The 17,043-nt window shown below is 43.0% G+C and carries 11 protein-coding genes; 2 read left to right on the top strand and 9 right to left on the bottom strand.

Annotated elements, in window-relative coordinates:
* The first annotated feature begins 50 nt into the window (after positions 1–50).
* Entirely contained in the window at positions 51–5,762 is a 5,712-nt protein-coding gene (locus WN50_RS30055) for a DEAD/DEAH box helicase (RefSeq protein ID WP_046278786.1), read from the top strand.
* A gap of 212 nt (positions 5,763–5,974) precedes the next feature.
* On the opposite strand, the gene WN50_RS30050 is transcribed toward WN50_RS30055, so the two are convergent.
* From WN50_RS30050 to WN50_RS30020, 8 genes are all read right to left on the bottom strand, one after another.
* The gene (locus WN50_RS30050; protein ID WP_046278787.1) at positions 5,975–6,436 is read right to left on the bottom strand and encodes a hypothetical protein; all 462 of its coding nucleotides are present in this window, start codon (positions 6,434–6,436) and stop codon (positions 5,975–5,977) included.
* Between the two features lie 232 nt (positions 6,437–6,668).
* The gene (locus WN50_RS30045; RefSeq protein ID WP_046278788.1) at positions 6,669–7,568 is read right to left on the bottom strand and encodes a TniQ family protein; all 900 of its coding nucleotides are present in this window, start codon (positions 7,566–7,568) and stop codon (positions 6,669–6,671) included.
* Positions 7,569–7,572: 4 nt separating this feature from the next.
* Positions 7,573–9,282 (bottom strand): ATP-binding protein, encoded by a 1,710-nt coding sequence (locus tag WN50_RS30040; protein ID WP_046278789.1) that lies wholly within the window; start codon positions 9,280–9,282, stop codon positions 7,573–7,575.
* Positions 9,272–10,636 carry a Mu transposase C-terminal domain-containing protein gene (locus tag WN50_RS35590; RefSeq protein WP_200906387.1) on the bottom strand — a complete coding sequence of 455 codons (1,365 nt, stop codon included), beginning with the start codon at positions 10,634–10,636 and terminating at the stop codon, positions 9,272–9,274. The genes WN50_RS30040 and WN50_RS35590 overlap by 11 nt, the downstream gene beginning before the upstream one ends.
* A 59-nt stretch (positions 10,637–10,695) precedes the next feature.
* Positions 10,696–11,502, bottom strand: a complete 807-nt coding sequence (locus WN50_RS35585) for a hypothetical protein (protein ID WP_200906386.1) — start codon at positions 11,500–11,502, stop codon at positions 10,696–10,698.
* A complete protein-coding gene (locus WN50_RS30030) occupies positions 11,492–12,334 on the bottom strand; it encodes a heteromeric transposase endonuclease subunit TnsA (protein ID WP_046278790.1) in 843 nt (280 codons plus the stop codon). Before WN50_RS30030 ends, WN50_RS35585 begins: the two co-directional genes overlap by 11 nt.
* Positions 12,335–12,560: 226 nt before the next feature.
* The gene (gene cas3 / locus WN50_RS30025) at positions 12,561–14,768 is read right to left on the bottom strand and encodes a CRISPR-associated helicase Cas3' (RefSeq protein ID WP_072075665.1); all 2,208 of its coding nucleotides are present in this window, start codon (positions 14,766–14,768) and stop codon (positions 12,561–12,563) included.
* Between the two features lie 11 nt (positions 14,769–14,779).
* Positions 14,780–15,241 (bottom strand): DEAD/DEAH box helicase family protein, encoded by a 462-nt coding sequence (locus WN50_RS30020; RefSeq protein WP_082172610.1) that lies wholly within the window; start codon positions 15,239–15,241, stop codon positions 14,780–14,782.
* A 30-nt stretch (positions 15,242–15,271) separates the two neighbouring features.
* Here WN50_RS30020 and WN50_RS30015 point away from each other — a divergent pair, with 30 nt between their 5' ends.
* Positions 15,272–15,901, top strand: a complete 630-nt coding sequence (locus tag WN50_RS30015) for a Uma2 family endonuclease (protein WP_235441189.1) — start codon at positions 15,272–15,274, stop codon at positions 15,899–15,901.
* Positions 15,902–16,022: 121 nt separating this feature from the next.
* On the opposite strand, the gene WN50_RS30010 is transcribed toward WN50_RS30015, so the two are convergent.
* Positions 16,023–17,021, bottom strand: a complete 999-nt coding sequence (locus tag WN50_RS30010) for a DUF6293 family protein (RefSeq protein WP_046278791.1) — start codon at positions 17,019–17,021, stop codon at positions 16,023–16,025.
* Positions 17,022–17,043 lie beyond the last annotated feature (22 nt).

The following is a 17,043-nucleotide window of genomic DNA, read 5'->3' as shown; positions in this document are numbered from 1 at the left end:
GGATTCAACTATTTAATTTTTTCATCTCATAGAGTTTAAGAGGTCAAATTATGCTGGTTCTAAAACTTCAGGAAATTCTCGATAAAGGTGAAGATGCGATTGTTGCAGCGAGTACATTTTTGGCTCAAAAAATGGCAACTCTTGACTGTGCAGACGTGGATGAAGTTGCAACGGAAACGCTGAATTTATTGTTTGCTAAAATTCCCCAAAATTGGCAATTTGTTGAGTTTGCAGAGATTATTAATATAGATACTCTCAGCGCTCAATTTTCTCAGCAGTTGGTTCAGTTTGTACAGCAGCGAGTTGAACAAAACTCCGTTTCTCCCAACACCCAAAACCCAACACCCGACACCCAACACCCGACACCCGAAACCCAACACCCGACACCCGAAACCCCCCTTCATCCGATTAAAATTTTAGATCATGTTATTGCTGAATATCGGGATTATTTATTGACGGAATTTCGGGCGAAAGATCCGGATTTAAAACAGTCCCTAGAGGATGCAATTGATCGACCTTTATTTTTATCCCAAGAACCATTTTATCAGGTTCATCGTCCGTTTAAACCCGGCGAACCTTGGCGAAATTTACCGATTGATCTCCGACTCGCCGAGGTGATGGAAAAGCGTTCTAACAGCCAGTTAGCCTATTTGCATCAGTCGGATGCGATCGCCCATTTGTTGGGAGAAAATGCTTCGCCGTTGGTGGTGACAACCGGAACCGGAAGCGGAAAAACTGAGACGTTTTTACTTCCCGTTATTCAGAATGCGATCGAAGATAGTGTCGCTTTTAAAAAATCGGGATTAACTGCAATTTTAGTTTATCCGATGAACGCCCTCTCAAACGATCAACTGTTGCGAATTAACACTTATTTACAGGATTCCGGTTGGGCGGGTGCGGTTTCCGTGGCAAAATATGATCGGGGAACTACCCAAGAAGAACGGTATCAACTGCGAGAAAATCCCCCTCAAATTTTGTTGACGAACTACATGATGTTAGAGTATTTGTTGGTTCGTCCGGCGGATCGAGAACGGATATTTGCCAATCATCGCTGTCGGTTTTTGGTGTTGGATGAAGTTCACAGCTATCGGGGAAGCTTGGGGAGCAATATCGCGCTGTTGGTGCGGCGTTTGCAAGCCCATTTAAAACGAGCCACACAGGATTATTATCTGGAAAATCGGCAGGGACTCGATAACTTTCGGGCGCGTCGCTATCCAGTATTAATTCCGGTGGGAACTTCGGCAACCATTAAAAGTGTAGCGGAAAAAAATGGCAATTCAGATGAAGAAACCCTCACGTCTCTCCAACAGCGAGACAGGGCGGTACAGGAATTTTTTGCGAAAATATCCGGCGCTCCTTCCGAAAATATTCGGGTGATCGGGGAAGAATTAGAAGAAATTGTCACCCCTTCCGAGGCGGTTTATTCATCCCAACCCGTCGCGAGCGCCGATCTCGACATCCAAAACTCCGAAGCCGTCACCCGTGCCATTTGTCAGCTATCGGAACAACCCTTAACAACTCCCCTCGATGAAGCGGTTCAACGGACTCGATTGCTGTGGGATTTAAACCGTTGGTTAATTCGTTCTCCGATGTCTCTGACTCAAATTGTAGAGAAAGTCAAAACCGAAGTCAAACCCCGCCAAAACTGTTCCCCCGAGTCGCTGCAAAAAGAGATCGAAACCGCCCTACTCGCCGGTGCCGCCTTACCGGAAGGAACACCGGGAGCGTTGAGAATACGGGCGCATCGCTTCATTCGGGGCGGATGGCATTTTTATCGCTGTATCAACCCCAACTGCGGGAAACTCTACCCGATGGGAGAAGAACGCTGTCGCTGCGGCTATTCTACGGCGCCGCTGTACCTGTGTCGCAACTGCGGGGCGCACTATCTGCGGTTTGTGGGAAAATCCCCCGTCGATCCGGGAGCCGAACCCCTGCGCCCCAGTGGAGAGCCTTCAGAAGAACACGAGTGGATGCTGTACGAAGCGAGTCGGTTTGAGAGCTTGATCGGGGTTGAAGAGGAAGAAGATAGCCCCTCCGTTGAAGAAAATAGCCCCCCCAAAACCCGCAAGCGTAAATCCTCAAAAACCGGAAAACAAACCGAACAAATGCGTCGGCGTCCGGTTTGTTCGGGTTCCTTCGATCCCAAAAGCTTGGCGTTCAGTTTTGAAGAAAACCTCTATCCGGTGAAAATTACCCTGGCCCCCGCCCGGACTCGCTGTTTGTGTTGCGGGGGAACGGCGGGAAGTCGCAACGTTGTTACTCCGGTGGCGTTGGGAACCTCGGCGGCGGTGAAAGTGTTGAGCGAAGGGTTGATGGAGTCGTTGGCGGCGGTTCGCTCCACACAGCCCGGACAGGCGGGGAAAGAGAGGCTGTTGGTGTTTAGCGATAGCCGTCAGGATGCGGCCCATCAAGCCCGTTTTATTCATTTTGCCAGCCGTTATGACCGGATGAGACGGCGACTGATCGAGTTGCTCAAAGAGGAGGGAACGTTAAAATTACAGAGGGCCGTGGAGTTGTTGAGCGATCGCGCCCTGCAAGTTCGGGATAATCCCAATCTACCGGAACATAACCAGCGCCGCATTTCCTCCGAAGACCGCCAAAAAATTCAAGCCTGGGAAGAAGCGCCGTTATTGGATGAAATTGCGATCAATGCCGGCTACCGAGGAACGCTGATTAATTTGGGGTTGGTGAGGGTTGCCTACCACGAATTGGAGGATTATGTTCGAGAACAGGGGGCAAGTTTGGCGCAAAGTTTGGGCGTCGAATTAAACCAGCTTTATTATCTCTGCACCTGCATTTTGAATGAAATCCGAATTCGGGGCTGCGTTTCCCGCGAACTGCTGCGCTATCATCCCGACAGTGTTCGCATTCCCGAATATTTAAAAAAGGCAAATTGGGAGCGGCGAGTTCGATCGCCTCAAGGGTTTGCGCTGTCGGCGACGGGCGAACCAGTAGGGTATATTGATGCGGCAGAAATTCCCTATGGGATCAAACATTTGAACTGTTGGCGAAAACCAAAATCCGGCGGTCGGGGGCCGAGTTTGGAGCGGATTTTAAAATATTTGGTCGAACGGTTTAACGGCTCGCCAAAGGTGGAAATGAGCCACATGATCGAATTGTTGGAATTTTTGCGGGCCGGCGCCTATTTGGTCGCGGCAGATGTTTATGGTTATCGGGAAAGCCGACAACTGTTGCAGGTGAATGCCGATGAAATTTTATTCGAGCTTTTAACCTCTTCCCAACGGTTACGCTGTCAGGTTTGTGGAACTCCCGCCGCCGGATTTTCGGTAAATTTTCCCTGCTGTCAGTGTCACGGTTCTTTGGTCGAGTGGAGCGATGCCGAGGTCAATCAAAACCGCACGGTTAAACGGATTCAGGCTAGTGATATTATTTCGCTCAATGCCAGGGAACATACCGCCCAAGTTCCCAACGATGAACGGGTGATTATTGAGGAATTGTTTAAGGGGGATTTGAGCCAGTCTACGGTGAATTTGTTGGCTTGTTCGCCCACTTTGGAAATGGGTATTGATGTGGGGGGGTTGGATGCGGTTATCTTGCGAAACGTTCCCCCCCGCCCGGATAACTACGCTCAACGGGGAGGACGGGCCGGACGCCGGACCCGGGTGGGATTGGTGATCAGTTACGCTCGCAGCACCCCCCACGACCAGTATTTTTATGACAAACCCGCAGAGATGATTTCTGGGGAAGTTCCCGCCCCGGCGTTGGCTTTGGGAAATCGGGATGTGATTTTTCGCCATCTGCACGCGATCGCATTTGGGGCGGCTGAACCCGGACTGGCGGGAAAAATGCTCGATTATGTTTCTCCCCAGGGCGAAATTAAACAGGAAGACGTTGATGCTTTAATTGCCGGGGTGAGGGTGCAGTTCGAGGCGGCGATCGCTTTGGCGAAGGAAGCTTGGCAGGATGGGATCTTAGCAAAAGCGGAGTTGGACGAGTCTCAGTTGCGGGCGTCGTTAGAGAAATTGCCCGACCGCATTCAAGATGTGATTAATCGTACCGCCCGACAGGTGATCGAACTGCGACAGGCACTTGATGTTTATCATCAAAATCTTCAGGGAAGGGGGGCGGCGATCCATTCTGAGAAATTAATTGCTCAGATTTTGGGACTCCCGGGCGATCGCAATCAAAAGGCGACGGAAGCCGACGATCGTTCGGGGGGATATCCGTTGCGACGGTTTGCCGAGTTTGGTATTCTTCCCGGATACGAATTTCCGACTCAACCTGCGGCGTTGCGGTTGCTGGAAGACAAACACGAAGCCGACCCCATTACTACGGCTCGTCGGGTAGGGATTAATCAGTTTCGCCCCGACGCTCAAGTTTATGCTCGCACCCGTCGCTGGAAAGTGATTGGACTGGATCGGTCTTCTCCCTGGAATCCCCAACCCGATCAACCGGGTTGGCTGTACGGAGTGTGTCGGACTTGTGGGTTGCGCCACGCTGCCGATGAACCTTTTTGTCCCCGATGCCGTTGCGATCGACCAAAACAAAGCCTACCGGCGGCGGAGTTTGCCGGATTTTTGGCACGGGCTGATGAAAGTCCGATCCTTGATGAAGAAGAACGTTATGCGGCCCGCAATTTAATTCAGGTTTATCCCCAATGGAACGGACAGGTGATCGGTCGTTGGCGGGTTGGAGACGGCTGGATGTTGCGCCTGAGTCGAGAGGAAGAAGTGCGATGGTTGAATGAAGGGTTTCCCCCTTCGGAGAAAGAACTGGAAGCCGAAATTTCTCCACTGCACAGCCAAGCTAAGGGGTATTTGCTTTGTGGTTCTTGCGGAAAGTTGCTCAATATTCCCGAAACTAAAGCAACTCGTTCGGGAGGACGTCGGAGAACTCGCAGCGCCTCCGAGGGAGAACGAGATATTTATGGTCACGCCCAACAGTGTCCCCAACGGGGAACTCCGCCCCGCCCGATCGCGTTGGTGACAGCCGAAAAAGCCGAGGTTTTGCGGTTGATCGTTTCGGTGCCTCGCGAGACGAGCGATGAGAAGCTGCTAGCTTGGGGTTTATCGTTGGGATATGCTTTGAAGGCGGGGATGCAGCACTGTTATATGTTGGATGATTCGGAGGTTGTTTTTGAGTTTGAAGGGTCGTGGACGGTTGAGGAGGATGGCCGGCGCTACCGTGTGGCAACTCTGACGTTTATTGACCCGAGTTTGGGGGGAAGCGGTTATCTGCGCCGAATTGCCACAGAATGGCATCGAGTCGCCGCCCGCGCCCTGGAACATTTGGATCATCCCGATTGTCAAACGGCTTGTTATCGCTGTTTAAAAACTTATCAAAATCAGCGTTACCACGATTTATTAAACTGGACTCTAATTGCGCCGGTTTTGGAAGCTTTACAGAAGAATATTCCCGAAGAACAGCCCCTTAAATTGGGCGATTTGGATGCTGTTAAGCCCTGGTTGGATGCTTACGCGGAGGGGGTGAATTCTCCTTTAGAATTAAAGTTTCTTCGATTATTTGAGCGGTACGGGTTTTTTCCTCAAAAGCAGGTTCCAGTCGCCCCCAATATGGGGGAACAGCCGATTTCAATCGCCGATTTTGCGGTATCCGAGAAGAAGTTGGCGATTTATATCGATGGTGCGGCGTTTCACCGGGGAGCGGCTTTGAGACGCGATCGCCATATTCGAGACAGTTTGCGGCGCAGTTCTTCTCCTTGGCAAGTTGTAGAGCTAAAAGCGGCCGATCTTAAGCGAGGAGAGGAGTTGGTTGAATCATTAAAGACCCTGATTCAATAGCCGGATTAATTTTAGGAGAAACTGTTGCTAAATCGAAAAGGGGATGGGAAATCTTTGGGTGTCCGGTGTCCGGTGTCGGGCGTTCAATGAAACTTTAAGCCCGTCCCTTTTTGCAGCTTTACTTTTCCAAGTTCATCTAATTTAGATGCTTAATAATTTTCCGAAATCAAAAGTTTTTATAACGACTCCCTGCTGCTTTTTTTCAGATAAAACTATTGCTGACTTAACTGCTTTTTGATACTTACATACAACTCCTTCGTTGTTCTTGACCAAAGATTACCAAAATCGCCTCCCATCAGCTTCCAACAAATCAAAGGTTGAAAAGGAGCATTCACATCGTTCCATTCGGGTTGATTTCTTTTGGCGATCGCATCATTAAAAAATGATACCATCTCGTCAATTTGCTGACTCGTAATCGGTTGACCATTCGCCAAGGCTTCCGATAAAACCCAGGTCTTGCGGCCACCGTTATCGTAGTAAAGTTTTAGCCCTTCTTGAGCTTCTTGGGACACCTCAGACGGTGCGATCACTTCATACTCAGGTGCGCTGGACTCTGACCGTGATACCATTGCTTGGACTGTCAACTCCATGTCAACCAATTCGATGTAAATCTTGGAACAGGCAGCTTGAAACTGAGAATATGGGTTTTCTAACGTTTCGGTAGTCGAGTCCATAGCCGTATTTAGAGGTACTTTTGACATTTTACCATTGTTGTGAATGGCAAGAAACAGTGGGGACACTCTCCTTGTATCCATTGAGCAGGAATTGAAAAGGGGGTTCCACAGTTGGTACACTTCGATAATAAACGCAGTTGATGGCGATCGCTTCCCACTTTGTCCACAAAGCTATTCAGATACACCTTACTTACAAGCTTCAATGTAATCTATACACCTTTCAAACCCATCATCAAGAGTATTTCTCAATCTCTATCATTGCTAAAACCAACCAATGAGCAACCCGATCAACTTCCTGTAACCAATCACATCCCAACAAACATCCAAGTACATACTCGCCCAAATTGTCCATCATCTCAGGATGAATTGTCCTTAGCAGTCCTTCACCATAACAATTTAACATTGCCTCAGCTAACTTTTCCTCCTCCAACCATCCTCTGTTAGTGAGTCTTTGCTGATACCAATCTCTCAACTGTTTTAACCCTTTAAAATTTCCTTGGTCTTTCATCTTTTCCTCAATGACCTGACCAAACGCCCATAATCCTTGCAAAATATCTTCACTATAACTCGTCCCATCCCCCACACAATTTTTCTCATCTGCTGCAACAAACTCCTTCCCCATTTCCTTAGCTAATACGTTACTATTTTGCAATCCCAACCGATGGCTCAAACAAACCTTCACTCCCGAAACTTGATGAGATCGATGCCAGTACGTCTCCCCATACTGTTGTAAATCATCTTCTAGACATTGGGGACAAAATTGTAAGTAATCGGAATAATAAAGCGTTAATTTAGGGATTCTGGCGACTTGGGCAACGGATTTACTTTCCTTGCCCTCCATCAATTGTTGTAATCGCCTTACTTCACGGTTCGTCAAAAAAGCTCGATAGTAAGGGAAAAGCGTATATTTTTCCAAGATCTGATTGGTTGTTAAACTAGACCCAAACGGGAACTGATTAACCAAAGTTGCCAAATTATTGGGTAATCCTAAATAATACTGCTTCGTTCCTGCTGTTTGGAACAAATCAAGCTGTGTCTGTCTAAAATTCCGATTTCCAATTCGGACATGATAGCGACAGATCACGCTATAAAAAAGTTCATCTGGATAGGGCATTGGGAAAAAATGCAGCATGAACTCACTTGACTATACAGAAATCTTGTTCGGGATTATCCTTAACAATATTGGCTGCAACCAAACCTGGATAAACGGGGATTTCATTTTGTTTGGCATCTTCAAGAATTTTTCTCATATCTTTTTCCTTATAATTCGGGTTGAGTTTACCTTTTGACTTAACTATTCTAGAGACATTATCTTTAAATTGCTCACCTTTTAATTCGATTTTATAAGCTTGACGTACAAGCTCATTAATATTCATTTCCTGTGGATTTTCATTGACGACACGCTCCGCCAACATCTTCGCTTGAGTCGGTTCCACCTCCAAGTCTAGCAATTGGGCAATCACTTCTTTTAGAAGGGGCGACATTGCACCTGAACGTTTTTGATTACGTTTAATGCGTCGCATTTCAGCCAAATCGTCAAAATTAACGTCATTCAAGCATTTTCCTCTGTAGTCAGAAATATCAACAGGAGCAATATCTCTGTACTTCTTCATCTGGTTAATATTTCCTGAGCGGATTGCATCTAGCATCGGTTTGACTAAGTATAACCCTTCTGCCGCCACTTGATGAATTAAATCAACTGTAATAACTTCATCTCCACCCGAAGAAATCGCTCGCCATTGCACCATTTTGTAGAGTTTAATCAGAATATCAATGATTCCCTGTGTTTCCTCATATAGTGCATCGCCGATTTCTTCGGTGTAGGGAATCTCTGTTTTTGTCCACTGATATTCCCACATTCCTTCCACAAAAAATTGCCAATTTTCGTCATTTTCCATCCGTTTCCAGCGAACTGCACCTTCGCCTGTTCCTCGCCTTGCATTCCGGAAATTACCTGTTAAAATTGGTTCGGCTTCATTCGTTCCCACTCTAATGACGGGAATTCCAATAATATTGTCCATTTTTACTAAAAAATTGAGAAGATCATCCCGTCCCCTCCTTGAATTTGCCAGATTTTGCATCTCATCAATGACCAATAAACCCAAATGATGGGTATGGGCTATCTGTGCCACTTGAGCTAACATATAATCCTCAGAATTGCCCCGAGAACCGAATTTTTTGAAGTAATTTGTGCCAAGAAGTCTATCTATACCGAGAAAAATATCCGTACATAAGCCTTTGAGCGAACCTGCGTGGGGACAATCTACTTTGAGCCAAACAACTTGAGTAACACTATATTGAGAATGAATAATGACTTGAGGATATAAATCAAGAATATTTGCTAAATTGGTTGACTTTCCCAATCCAGACTCTCCAATAATCGTTAAACCGGAGGCAGTAGTGGGAGCAGTTGTTACGGTAACATAATTTTCTAAATTGTGACCGTCTTTAGCTTGAATTGACCCATAAATTTCCCGCGAACGTCGAACATATTCGGGTTGCAAGGGATTTCTAGAGATATAACCACTCATTAATAAAACATTGATGGTTTGATGTAAATCAACGGTTTTAGAAAGGGGATCAAAATACCTTGATAATCGCTCAATACAGTGAAAACGGTCTTGCGCTTCTAATTTTCTTTCCTCGGAATCGTAAATGGGGTATTTTGCCGCTAAATCTATAAATTCCTCCTGAGATAAAATCGGTGGTAGCGTTTCAATCATCGGATTGTTATTGTATTCCACCTGTTTAAACCGACGATATTTAGCGATAGAGGCTCGCGTGCCATTCGGAATATCTATCCACTCGTAATAACTATATTTGTTAGTAAAGTCTTTATTTTCCACCTTGGCGTTCCTTGCGTTTTCGGGCGAGTAAATCTAAATGGCTTGGTTGAAATGATTTGGGAGAATTAGACGGGTTAGATTCTGGCGTGGTATCGCTCGTTTCTTTAGAGGGTGATGGCTTCTCCTCTTTGGCAAGTTCAAAAGCCTCTACTTCTCTCCGTTGTGCCTTTTCCTGCGCTCTGTGTTCTCGAATTCCGGAGGTTTTCTGTAAGTTACTCTGGCTTTTATCTTGGTGTTTCTCCGTTTGTTGTTCAGCACGGCGGGTAATACTCTCTATTTTTGCCATTAAATCAACTTCATTTTGTAGTTGTTGTCCTTCCCGTTTCTTTCTTTGTAATTCTTCGTAAGCCAACAAATACTCTACATCATAGATTGTTCTATTAGCATATCGTTCATCGGGGTCTTGTAAATAGCATTTTTCAAAGTCTCGACCATCGGGAGAAGGTAAATAAATAATATCCATTCGTCTGGGATCATAAGAGATTTGTAGTGATTTTTCTGAGGGTGATAACATTTGACTTCTGGCTTTTTCAAACCACATCTCCTTAATCGCTTTTTCGCAGGTGTAGTGCATGGATTTAAAGCGAATACCCCTTTCCGTAATTATAGCTTTTCCTGTGGGCATTAAATTCAATTTAATAAGATCTTCATTAATCGTTCTCAACCGACCCGAACGATTGATAATTCCCCACTTCCATAACTCTATAGGAATGGGAGCAACATCGTCGGCAATCATGTCCTTATCGCGATTATAAGTTTTTAACTCATGGCTATTATGATAAAGGATAATTTCAAGAATTACCTCTGTAAATTGATCGAGATCTAGACGACTATCTAAACGGTAGTCTCTTGCTCCTCTCTGCCTAAAATCTTTATCGATAAAGCCGGGTAAAAAGGGTTTAACTCGATCATGAATAACTCGAAAATGTCTTTCAACTAAACCTTTCCAGTCGGCTCTATAAGGGGCTGCATTTTCAATGCGAATCTGTAAGTTAGGAATCATAGTTTCAACAGTCATTCCAGCTAATTCTCCTCGATCTCCTAAAATACATTCTGGAATGTGATGACAAGGCCATTGTTCTTCAGTAATTGTAATGCCGAATTCTTGACAAAAAGCCACTTTATCAGTGACGGAATTAGCTAAAGCCATCATCGCACCCAACCAGGACGGGCCTTCTAATCCAATATAAACCCCTACTATCATGCGACTAAATACATCAATAATTACATAAATGACGGGTCGTCCAATAATCCAGTCACGCTGATATTTAGACACTAAATAAACATCGGCAACGGTGGCATCAATCTGATAGCGAAATCCGGGACCAGTAGTTTCGGCTTGAGATGTTCCCAAGATTGCCCGATTTTCTAAGGCATAGCGTTTAGCTCCTCGTCGGGTGGTAATTGTCTTCTCTAAATTGCTGTTTTCAGTTTCATACCAGTAGCGAAATTGAGTGAAAGTTGGATTGTCTCTGGCGGAATTAAAATGGATGATTTAACATTGTTTTCGTCATATTGATATTCTTCCGCATAATAGTCTTTAATCATCAACTTGTATGCTGTCTTTAGAGAACTTTGCTGTTTATTAAAATAAAATTTATTGAGGGCGATTCTAAAAATTTTTCGGTCTTGCTCGGTAATATTAATTCCTTCCCCAATTTCTGGATGATGTTTATATTTTTTGGGTCTTCCCCTTTTTTTCTCCCCCGATGATCTTCGTTTTCCTTTTCCCCCCGAATTGGCATAATTTGGTAATAAAGCGTTTTTGACTTTGCCTCCCTGCCAAAATCTCCGCAAATGTTTATAAACCACTTTCTCAGCCAGTTGATCACCCCCATGATGAAGTTGATATTGGGCGATCGCCTGTTTGATGAGCTTGCCCCGATGATGCCGATAATATATATCGGGTTCTTGGACTACTAATGATGAAATAATTTCCCACGCATTGTCTCGAAGTTCTTTCTCCCTTGCAGATAAACTGTCTTCTTGAATCGCTCTTGCCCAAGGATCGACCTCCAGTTTGGATGCTTCTTGATGTCTTAAGGCTTCTTTCAAATCGTTGATGGAACGACTATGGGGAAATCCTTTGGTTGCATAAATATCAACAACGAAGGCAATTATATAGCCTTCATCAATCCAAACAACCCGCTCAATTAGCGAGTCGAGCGTGTGTTCAGATGACCATTGTATAATATCGTTGACAAAAATTTCATTCTTCATAGCGATCTTCCAGAATTTTTAGAATAGCAGTGGTGGATAAATTGCTTGATATTGTTGAATTAAACAGATCTACGATAATCTCTTTTCTGGCAACCAAATGTTTGAACAAATACAGTGCAATTCCCGGATCTAAATTCATTTCCCGATCTAAATCGGTGGTTATCTTTGTAATCGGAGTATTTTCTGCTGCCGCGCGACTCAGTTGGTCTTTTAATATATTTGCGATGCGACGGAGTTCTACAAGATCCGCATTGCCAGTTGGTTCTAAATGATAATTCGGGTGAATCCATTCCACATTACTTGCGAAAATTCTCGATATGCCTTTTTCGGTGATTATTCCCCAGTCAATATTTAAAGCCTCATAGTATCGCCTTTCAAGCTCCAATTTTGCTACTGTCTGTTTTTTCTCTAAATCCTTTGTGGATTTAACGGTTCTCGCTACTTGAACGGGTTTTCCATCCCGTTCAATGGTTATCATGAAGTCTGTGGTTAGAATGTAGGGAATGTGATGTTGGGAATCTTCTGGATACTTAAAATTCATTTCATCGGCAATCTTCAATGCCAAATCCAGATTCGCCAGTGGGTATTGCTCTCTAATATCGATTACAATGTCAGACCACTCGAATAAAAAAAATGTTCGCTTCTCCTGATCTGAGAGTAAGTGATGTATTCGACCTGTTTTCCACCCGGGAATTCTGTGGGAACGACCCTCAGAAGGAAAGTCTTGAACCTTGATCCAGGGGACATAGTTTTTTCCTTCCCCTTGACCACGACCAACATCCAGATATCGTTCATACTTGGCTTGGGTCCATTCTCGCTTACTTCTAGCCATGATAAACGGCTGGTTACACTTTTACTATCCAAGATTATCACAGCGCACGCCAATTTACCGACTTTGTTATCAATTTACCGACTTTATTATTAATTTACCAACTTTATTATTAATTTACCAACTTTATTATCTTATTACAGTTTTTTGAAATTTTGGCTGTATCCTTGCGGTTGAATTGATGACTCTATTCTACATCCCTATGGAAACAGGGTCTTCCAAGCCTGATTTACTGCACCGATCGCTGATCACACAAGCGCAGCGCCCGGACAACAAGGGTGTATAGTTGTTGATATTCCGTCTCATCGCTACTAAATATATCCAACTTTAGTTCATTGAGGTCATAACAAGTTTGACTGAGGTTCGTGGGGTTGAGGGGTAGGGTATTCGGGAGAAACCGCCCCAACTGACGCCAACTTTCTGCGATCGCATTTTTGGCTTGAGGATGAAGTTCAATTCTGTTTTTTCGAGTTAAATTAGACGTTTTCCAACCCTGTGTCCAAGCCGAATGATGACGCCCCGTAGCCATTAAAATCACCCAGAAAATATTCTTCATTTGTTCCTCATCCGCCTCAAAATAATCCTCTAAAATCGGAATTAAACATCCCTCTAAAATCTCCTGAGATAAATAGGCACTTTCTATCGCATGGGGAGGTCGTTTTTGATATTTTTCATAACTTTTTAAAGCAGCTTTTTGTTCAGGAATTCTCGGATCATAATCCGTATGGGCGATTAAAAACTGTTTATGATTTTTACCTTTAAACTGCTGATAAGCGAGAGTTTGCCAACCTCTCATCACGTCTTGCCATTTTTGCTGAAGTTTTCCTAAATCATGGGTTAAAATTGCTAATAAAACTAAGATTTCAAATAAAGCCTCACTGTGTTCTGTAGAAGCATTTGGAAAAATCCGACTTTGAATAAACTTTCCACCAGGTTTTAAAAGTTCATTTCTAACACTCGAAAATTCAACCTCTGTTAATGTTCCATTCTTCAATATTTCGGTTTTAAACGGTTTTCGCCAACAAGTCCACATACAACCCAAATGACCCACATAAGTATCCATTTTATATCGATATTCACTTTTCAAAACTTGTCGCTTTTTTTGAGATTGATTCAATTCACTATCTGAGGGTTCTAACTCCAAGCATTCAATATATTTCCCGATCACCAAACCAATATTGCGATCATAATAAGCATATTTATAATTGAGTAAAATTCTGGCGCTCGTTCTCAAAACCGAAATTGAACCAATGGGAGAATGTGAATCTTGAGTGTAGGTTTCTTCTTTCCCTTTTTGGGGAGGTTCTACCCGATGAAACGCACAACCCCAAAGACGATAGGCTTCTTCTTGAGTTTCTTTAAACACTTTGCACAACGTTCCAATGGGAATTGAAAAGGCTTCTAACTGACTCACATCAACGGTATTTTCTTCAGCATCTTCACCTGCAAAAATAGGCTGTTCTTTCGATAAAAATACACTGCGACTATCAATAAAACGAATCAGTTCGGATGCAACAGAATGATCACCTCTAAAAATAGCGGCTTCCCAACTGCGTTCAAATTCATCTTTTTGATTTTGTCGCCGTTCAGCTTGTTGAATATTTTCGGCTGTGTGAATTTGATTAATCCAATCTTCTTCGATTCTAAAATTTATGTTTTTATCTTGTTGTTCAGAGTAAGTGTGATTGATTAAAACTTCCCAGGTTTGTTCGCAGAGTTCATCAGGATAAGGTGGATATTTCCATTTTTTCCGTTCAGTAGAATTTTCGACAGCTTCAGCATCCCATTCATCTTCATCGAGTTGAGTTTGAATGGTTTGATAAATATAAACTTCCCCTTGTTCACCCGCAAATCTAGCACATCTTCCCACCCGTTGCAACAGTGAATTCATCGGAGAAAGTTGACTGTGCATGACTTCACAGGTAATATTAATTCCCGCTTCAATCACTTGAGTTGAGATTAAAATATGACAATAACTATCATCCTCCCAATTTTGAGAAAAAACATCTTGAAGCTGTCGTTCTTTCGATGCGCGATCGCTTGCTAAAAAACGAGAATGCAATAGTGTAATTTGAAATTGATTATTTTCGTTGAAATCTTCTAAATCCTTAAACAGTCCCTGGGCTTGAGATACCGTATTACAAATAATAATTACCCGTTTACGGTTATGTTTTTTAATATCATTGCAAATCACATCCGCCGTTAAGGGTTCAGAAACAGCTTTAAAAGTTCGACGGCGATGATTTTCAATTTGTGCTAAATCTTTATTTTCAACCAGAACAATTTCAGTTTTTGTGGCTTTGATTTCCTGCTGAATTTGAGTCGCTAGTTCATCGGTTAGCGTCGCTGTCATCAACAAAAAAGGAGAAATTCCTTGAACTTCTTGTAGCACCTTTATTGCTGTAGTAAAGGCGCGATCTGCGTCGAGTAAATGCAGTTCATCAAAAACTAAATAGGATGCAAAATAGAACCCGCATTCACATTGGCTGAACCTCTCCCAACTGAAAAGGGAATATTCAGAAAACTACTCAACATTTGGTCAATGGTACAGAATATAATATCCCCTTCAAATCTCGGATCTTCTGGGTTTTCTCCAGTTTGGAGTGTAACGGTTAAAGGACGAGTATCTGGATATTGTTTTGACCAATTATTAACTAACTTTTCCACCCGCAACCGCAAACTGTTCGCTAAGGTTCGTAAAGGAACAACATAAATTAATTTGTTCGGAAAATCGAGGTTAAACGTTTTAGAAAATAGAAAAGGTGCGATGGCGGTTTCTGTTTTCCCCGAACCCGTTGGGGCGCGAAGAATCACATTTTCACCGTTGAGAATTTTAGCAATTGTTTCTTGTTGAAACTGACGGGGACAGAATTCTGTTAAATTTTTAAATTCTTCAGCTATATTAAGCATAATTAGAATAGAGTCAGCGAGAGTTAATAAATGATGATGGAAACGAAACAACGGGCAGATCGAGTGTTACTACATAATATTACCTGGCAACAGTTTGAAAGCTTGTTAGAGTGTTTAGGAGAGCGGCGTTCAAGTCGGATTGCTTATGATGCGGGAACATTGGAAATTCTGACTCCATTACCAGAACACGAATATTTCAAACAATCTATCAGTATTGCAATTGAAGATATTGCTGAAGTTTTAGACTATGACTATGAAAGTTATGGCTCAACAACTTGGCGAAGGGAGGTAGAACTTGCAGGCTTAGAACCTGACAATTGTTTCTATTTTCAAAATGAATCTTTAGTGCGTGGGAAATTACAGTTTGACCTCAATCAAGACCCACCTCCTGACTTAGCACTAGAGATTTATCTTACCAGTAAATCGCTGAATCGCTTCCCCATTTATGCTCGTTTGGGGGTTCCTGAAATTTGGTGTTATGAACGGGGAAAACTGTGGATTTATCAACTAGAATCGGGGCAATATAATGAAGTTGAACAAAGTTCAATATTTCCCATGTTATCTATTCGTCAACTCCCTGAATTAATAGAATCCTATCGGTTACAAGGTCGCCGTGCGCTACGTCGGGCTGTCCGTCAGTGGGTACGAGAGCAAGTTTAAAAGATGCGATTTCCTCTCGTTTGATTGGTTTTCTCCTTGCGATCGCTCCTGGGTAGGGAGGGGTTACTCGTTCACATATTCCATTCCTAAAAAATTGTTTTTTTTCTCTATTAACCAACAACTAATTCAATTTAATTTTCTGCACTGTAAGCCACTTGTCCTGGTTTTCAAGTTTTTCAATAGTCAACCTTTCTCGATCTGCCTTTTCAAGTACATCTTTCATCACTTTTTCATACTCTTGGATTAACTCCCATTGAGAACCGACTTTACAAATTTCATTTTTTACTGAAATTAAACCCTGTTTCCATAAAGATTTTAAGTATTTGTCTTTAAAGTCTTGACTAGAAATATTTTGGCATAAATACCAATAATCGTTATGACTAGACAGTTGTTTATATATATCCTCAGATTGTAGAAATTCTTGTTGACTCAAAATATCTAAAACAGCACGAGTTAAATCGCTCATAGTCAGAGGCATTGGTGGCAAATCAACCCAATAACTATCCTTATTGGTGTATCGCACGCATTTTTCAGCATTTTCATTAGCTGCTTGAACATAGTAAAGACGAGCTACCTCACCTGATAAATTAGCAGCTAGTTCTAACGCAAAGTTAATAACATTATTGCCTCCTGTTAAATTCATCCATATTTCCTTTCCTTGTTCTCCAGTTCCTTTAGCGAGAGAAGCTACCACTTGTGCAACCCGATTGAAAGTTGTTCTAAAATCTCGTCGGTCAACTTCACACCAAAAAATATTACCACTCCTCCTACCCCCACTAATTTTAGACCACTCTTCTTTCAAGAGAGACTCTAAAACTTTTTTCATGGGTTCGTTTTTCTCTTGTTTAGTAGTATTTTCACGTCCTGGATGATTTTTAACATACTTTTCAGCATAAAAATCTTTCTTTATTCCCTCAATAACTTCTGGTGTGGCAAAAAGAACTATAGCTTGAATATCACCAACTTTATCTCCCTGTTCTCTTTGTTCCTCTTCTCCAGAACGACTAAAGAAATACTGACCTTCATCTTCCCAGTTGTTGTAAAGTTCTGCCATATAAGAAATTGGGCCTGTGACTGCTCCCGGTGAAAGACCTAAACCCATCAGATGATAAACTCCCATAAGTACCTCTTAGTCTCTAACT

The sequence above is a fragment of the Limnoraphis robusta CS-951 genome (genome assembly GCF_000972705.2).
Note: the sequence above shows the minus strand (reverse complement) of the source record. Positions and strands in the feature narration are given on the sequence as shown.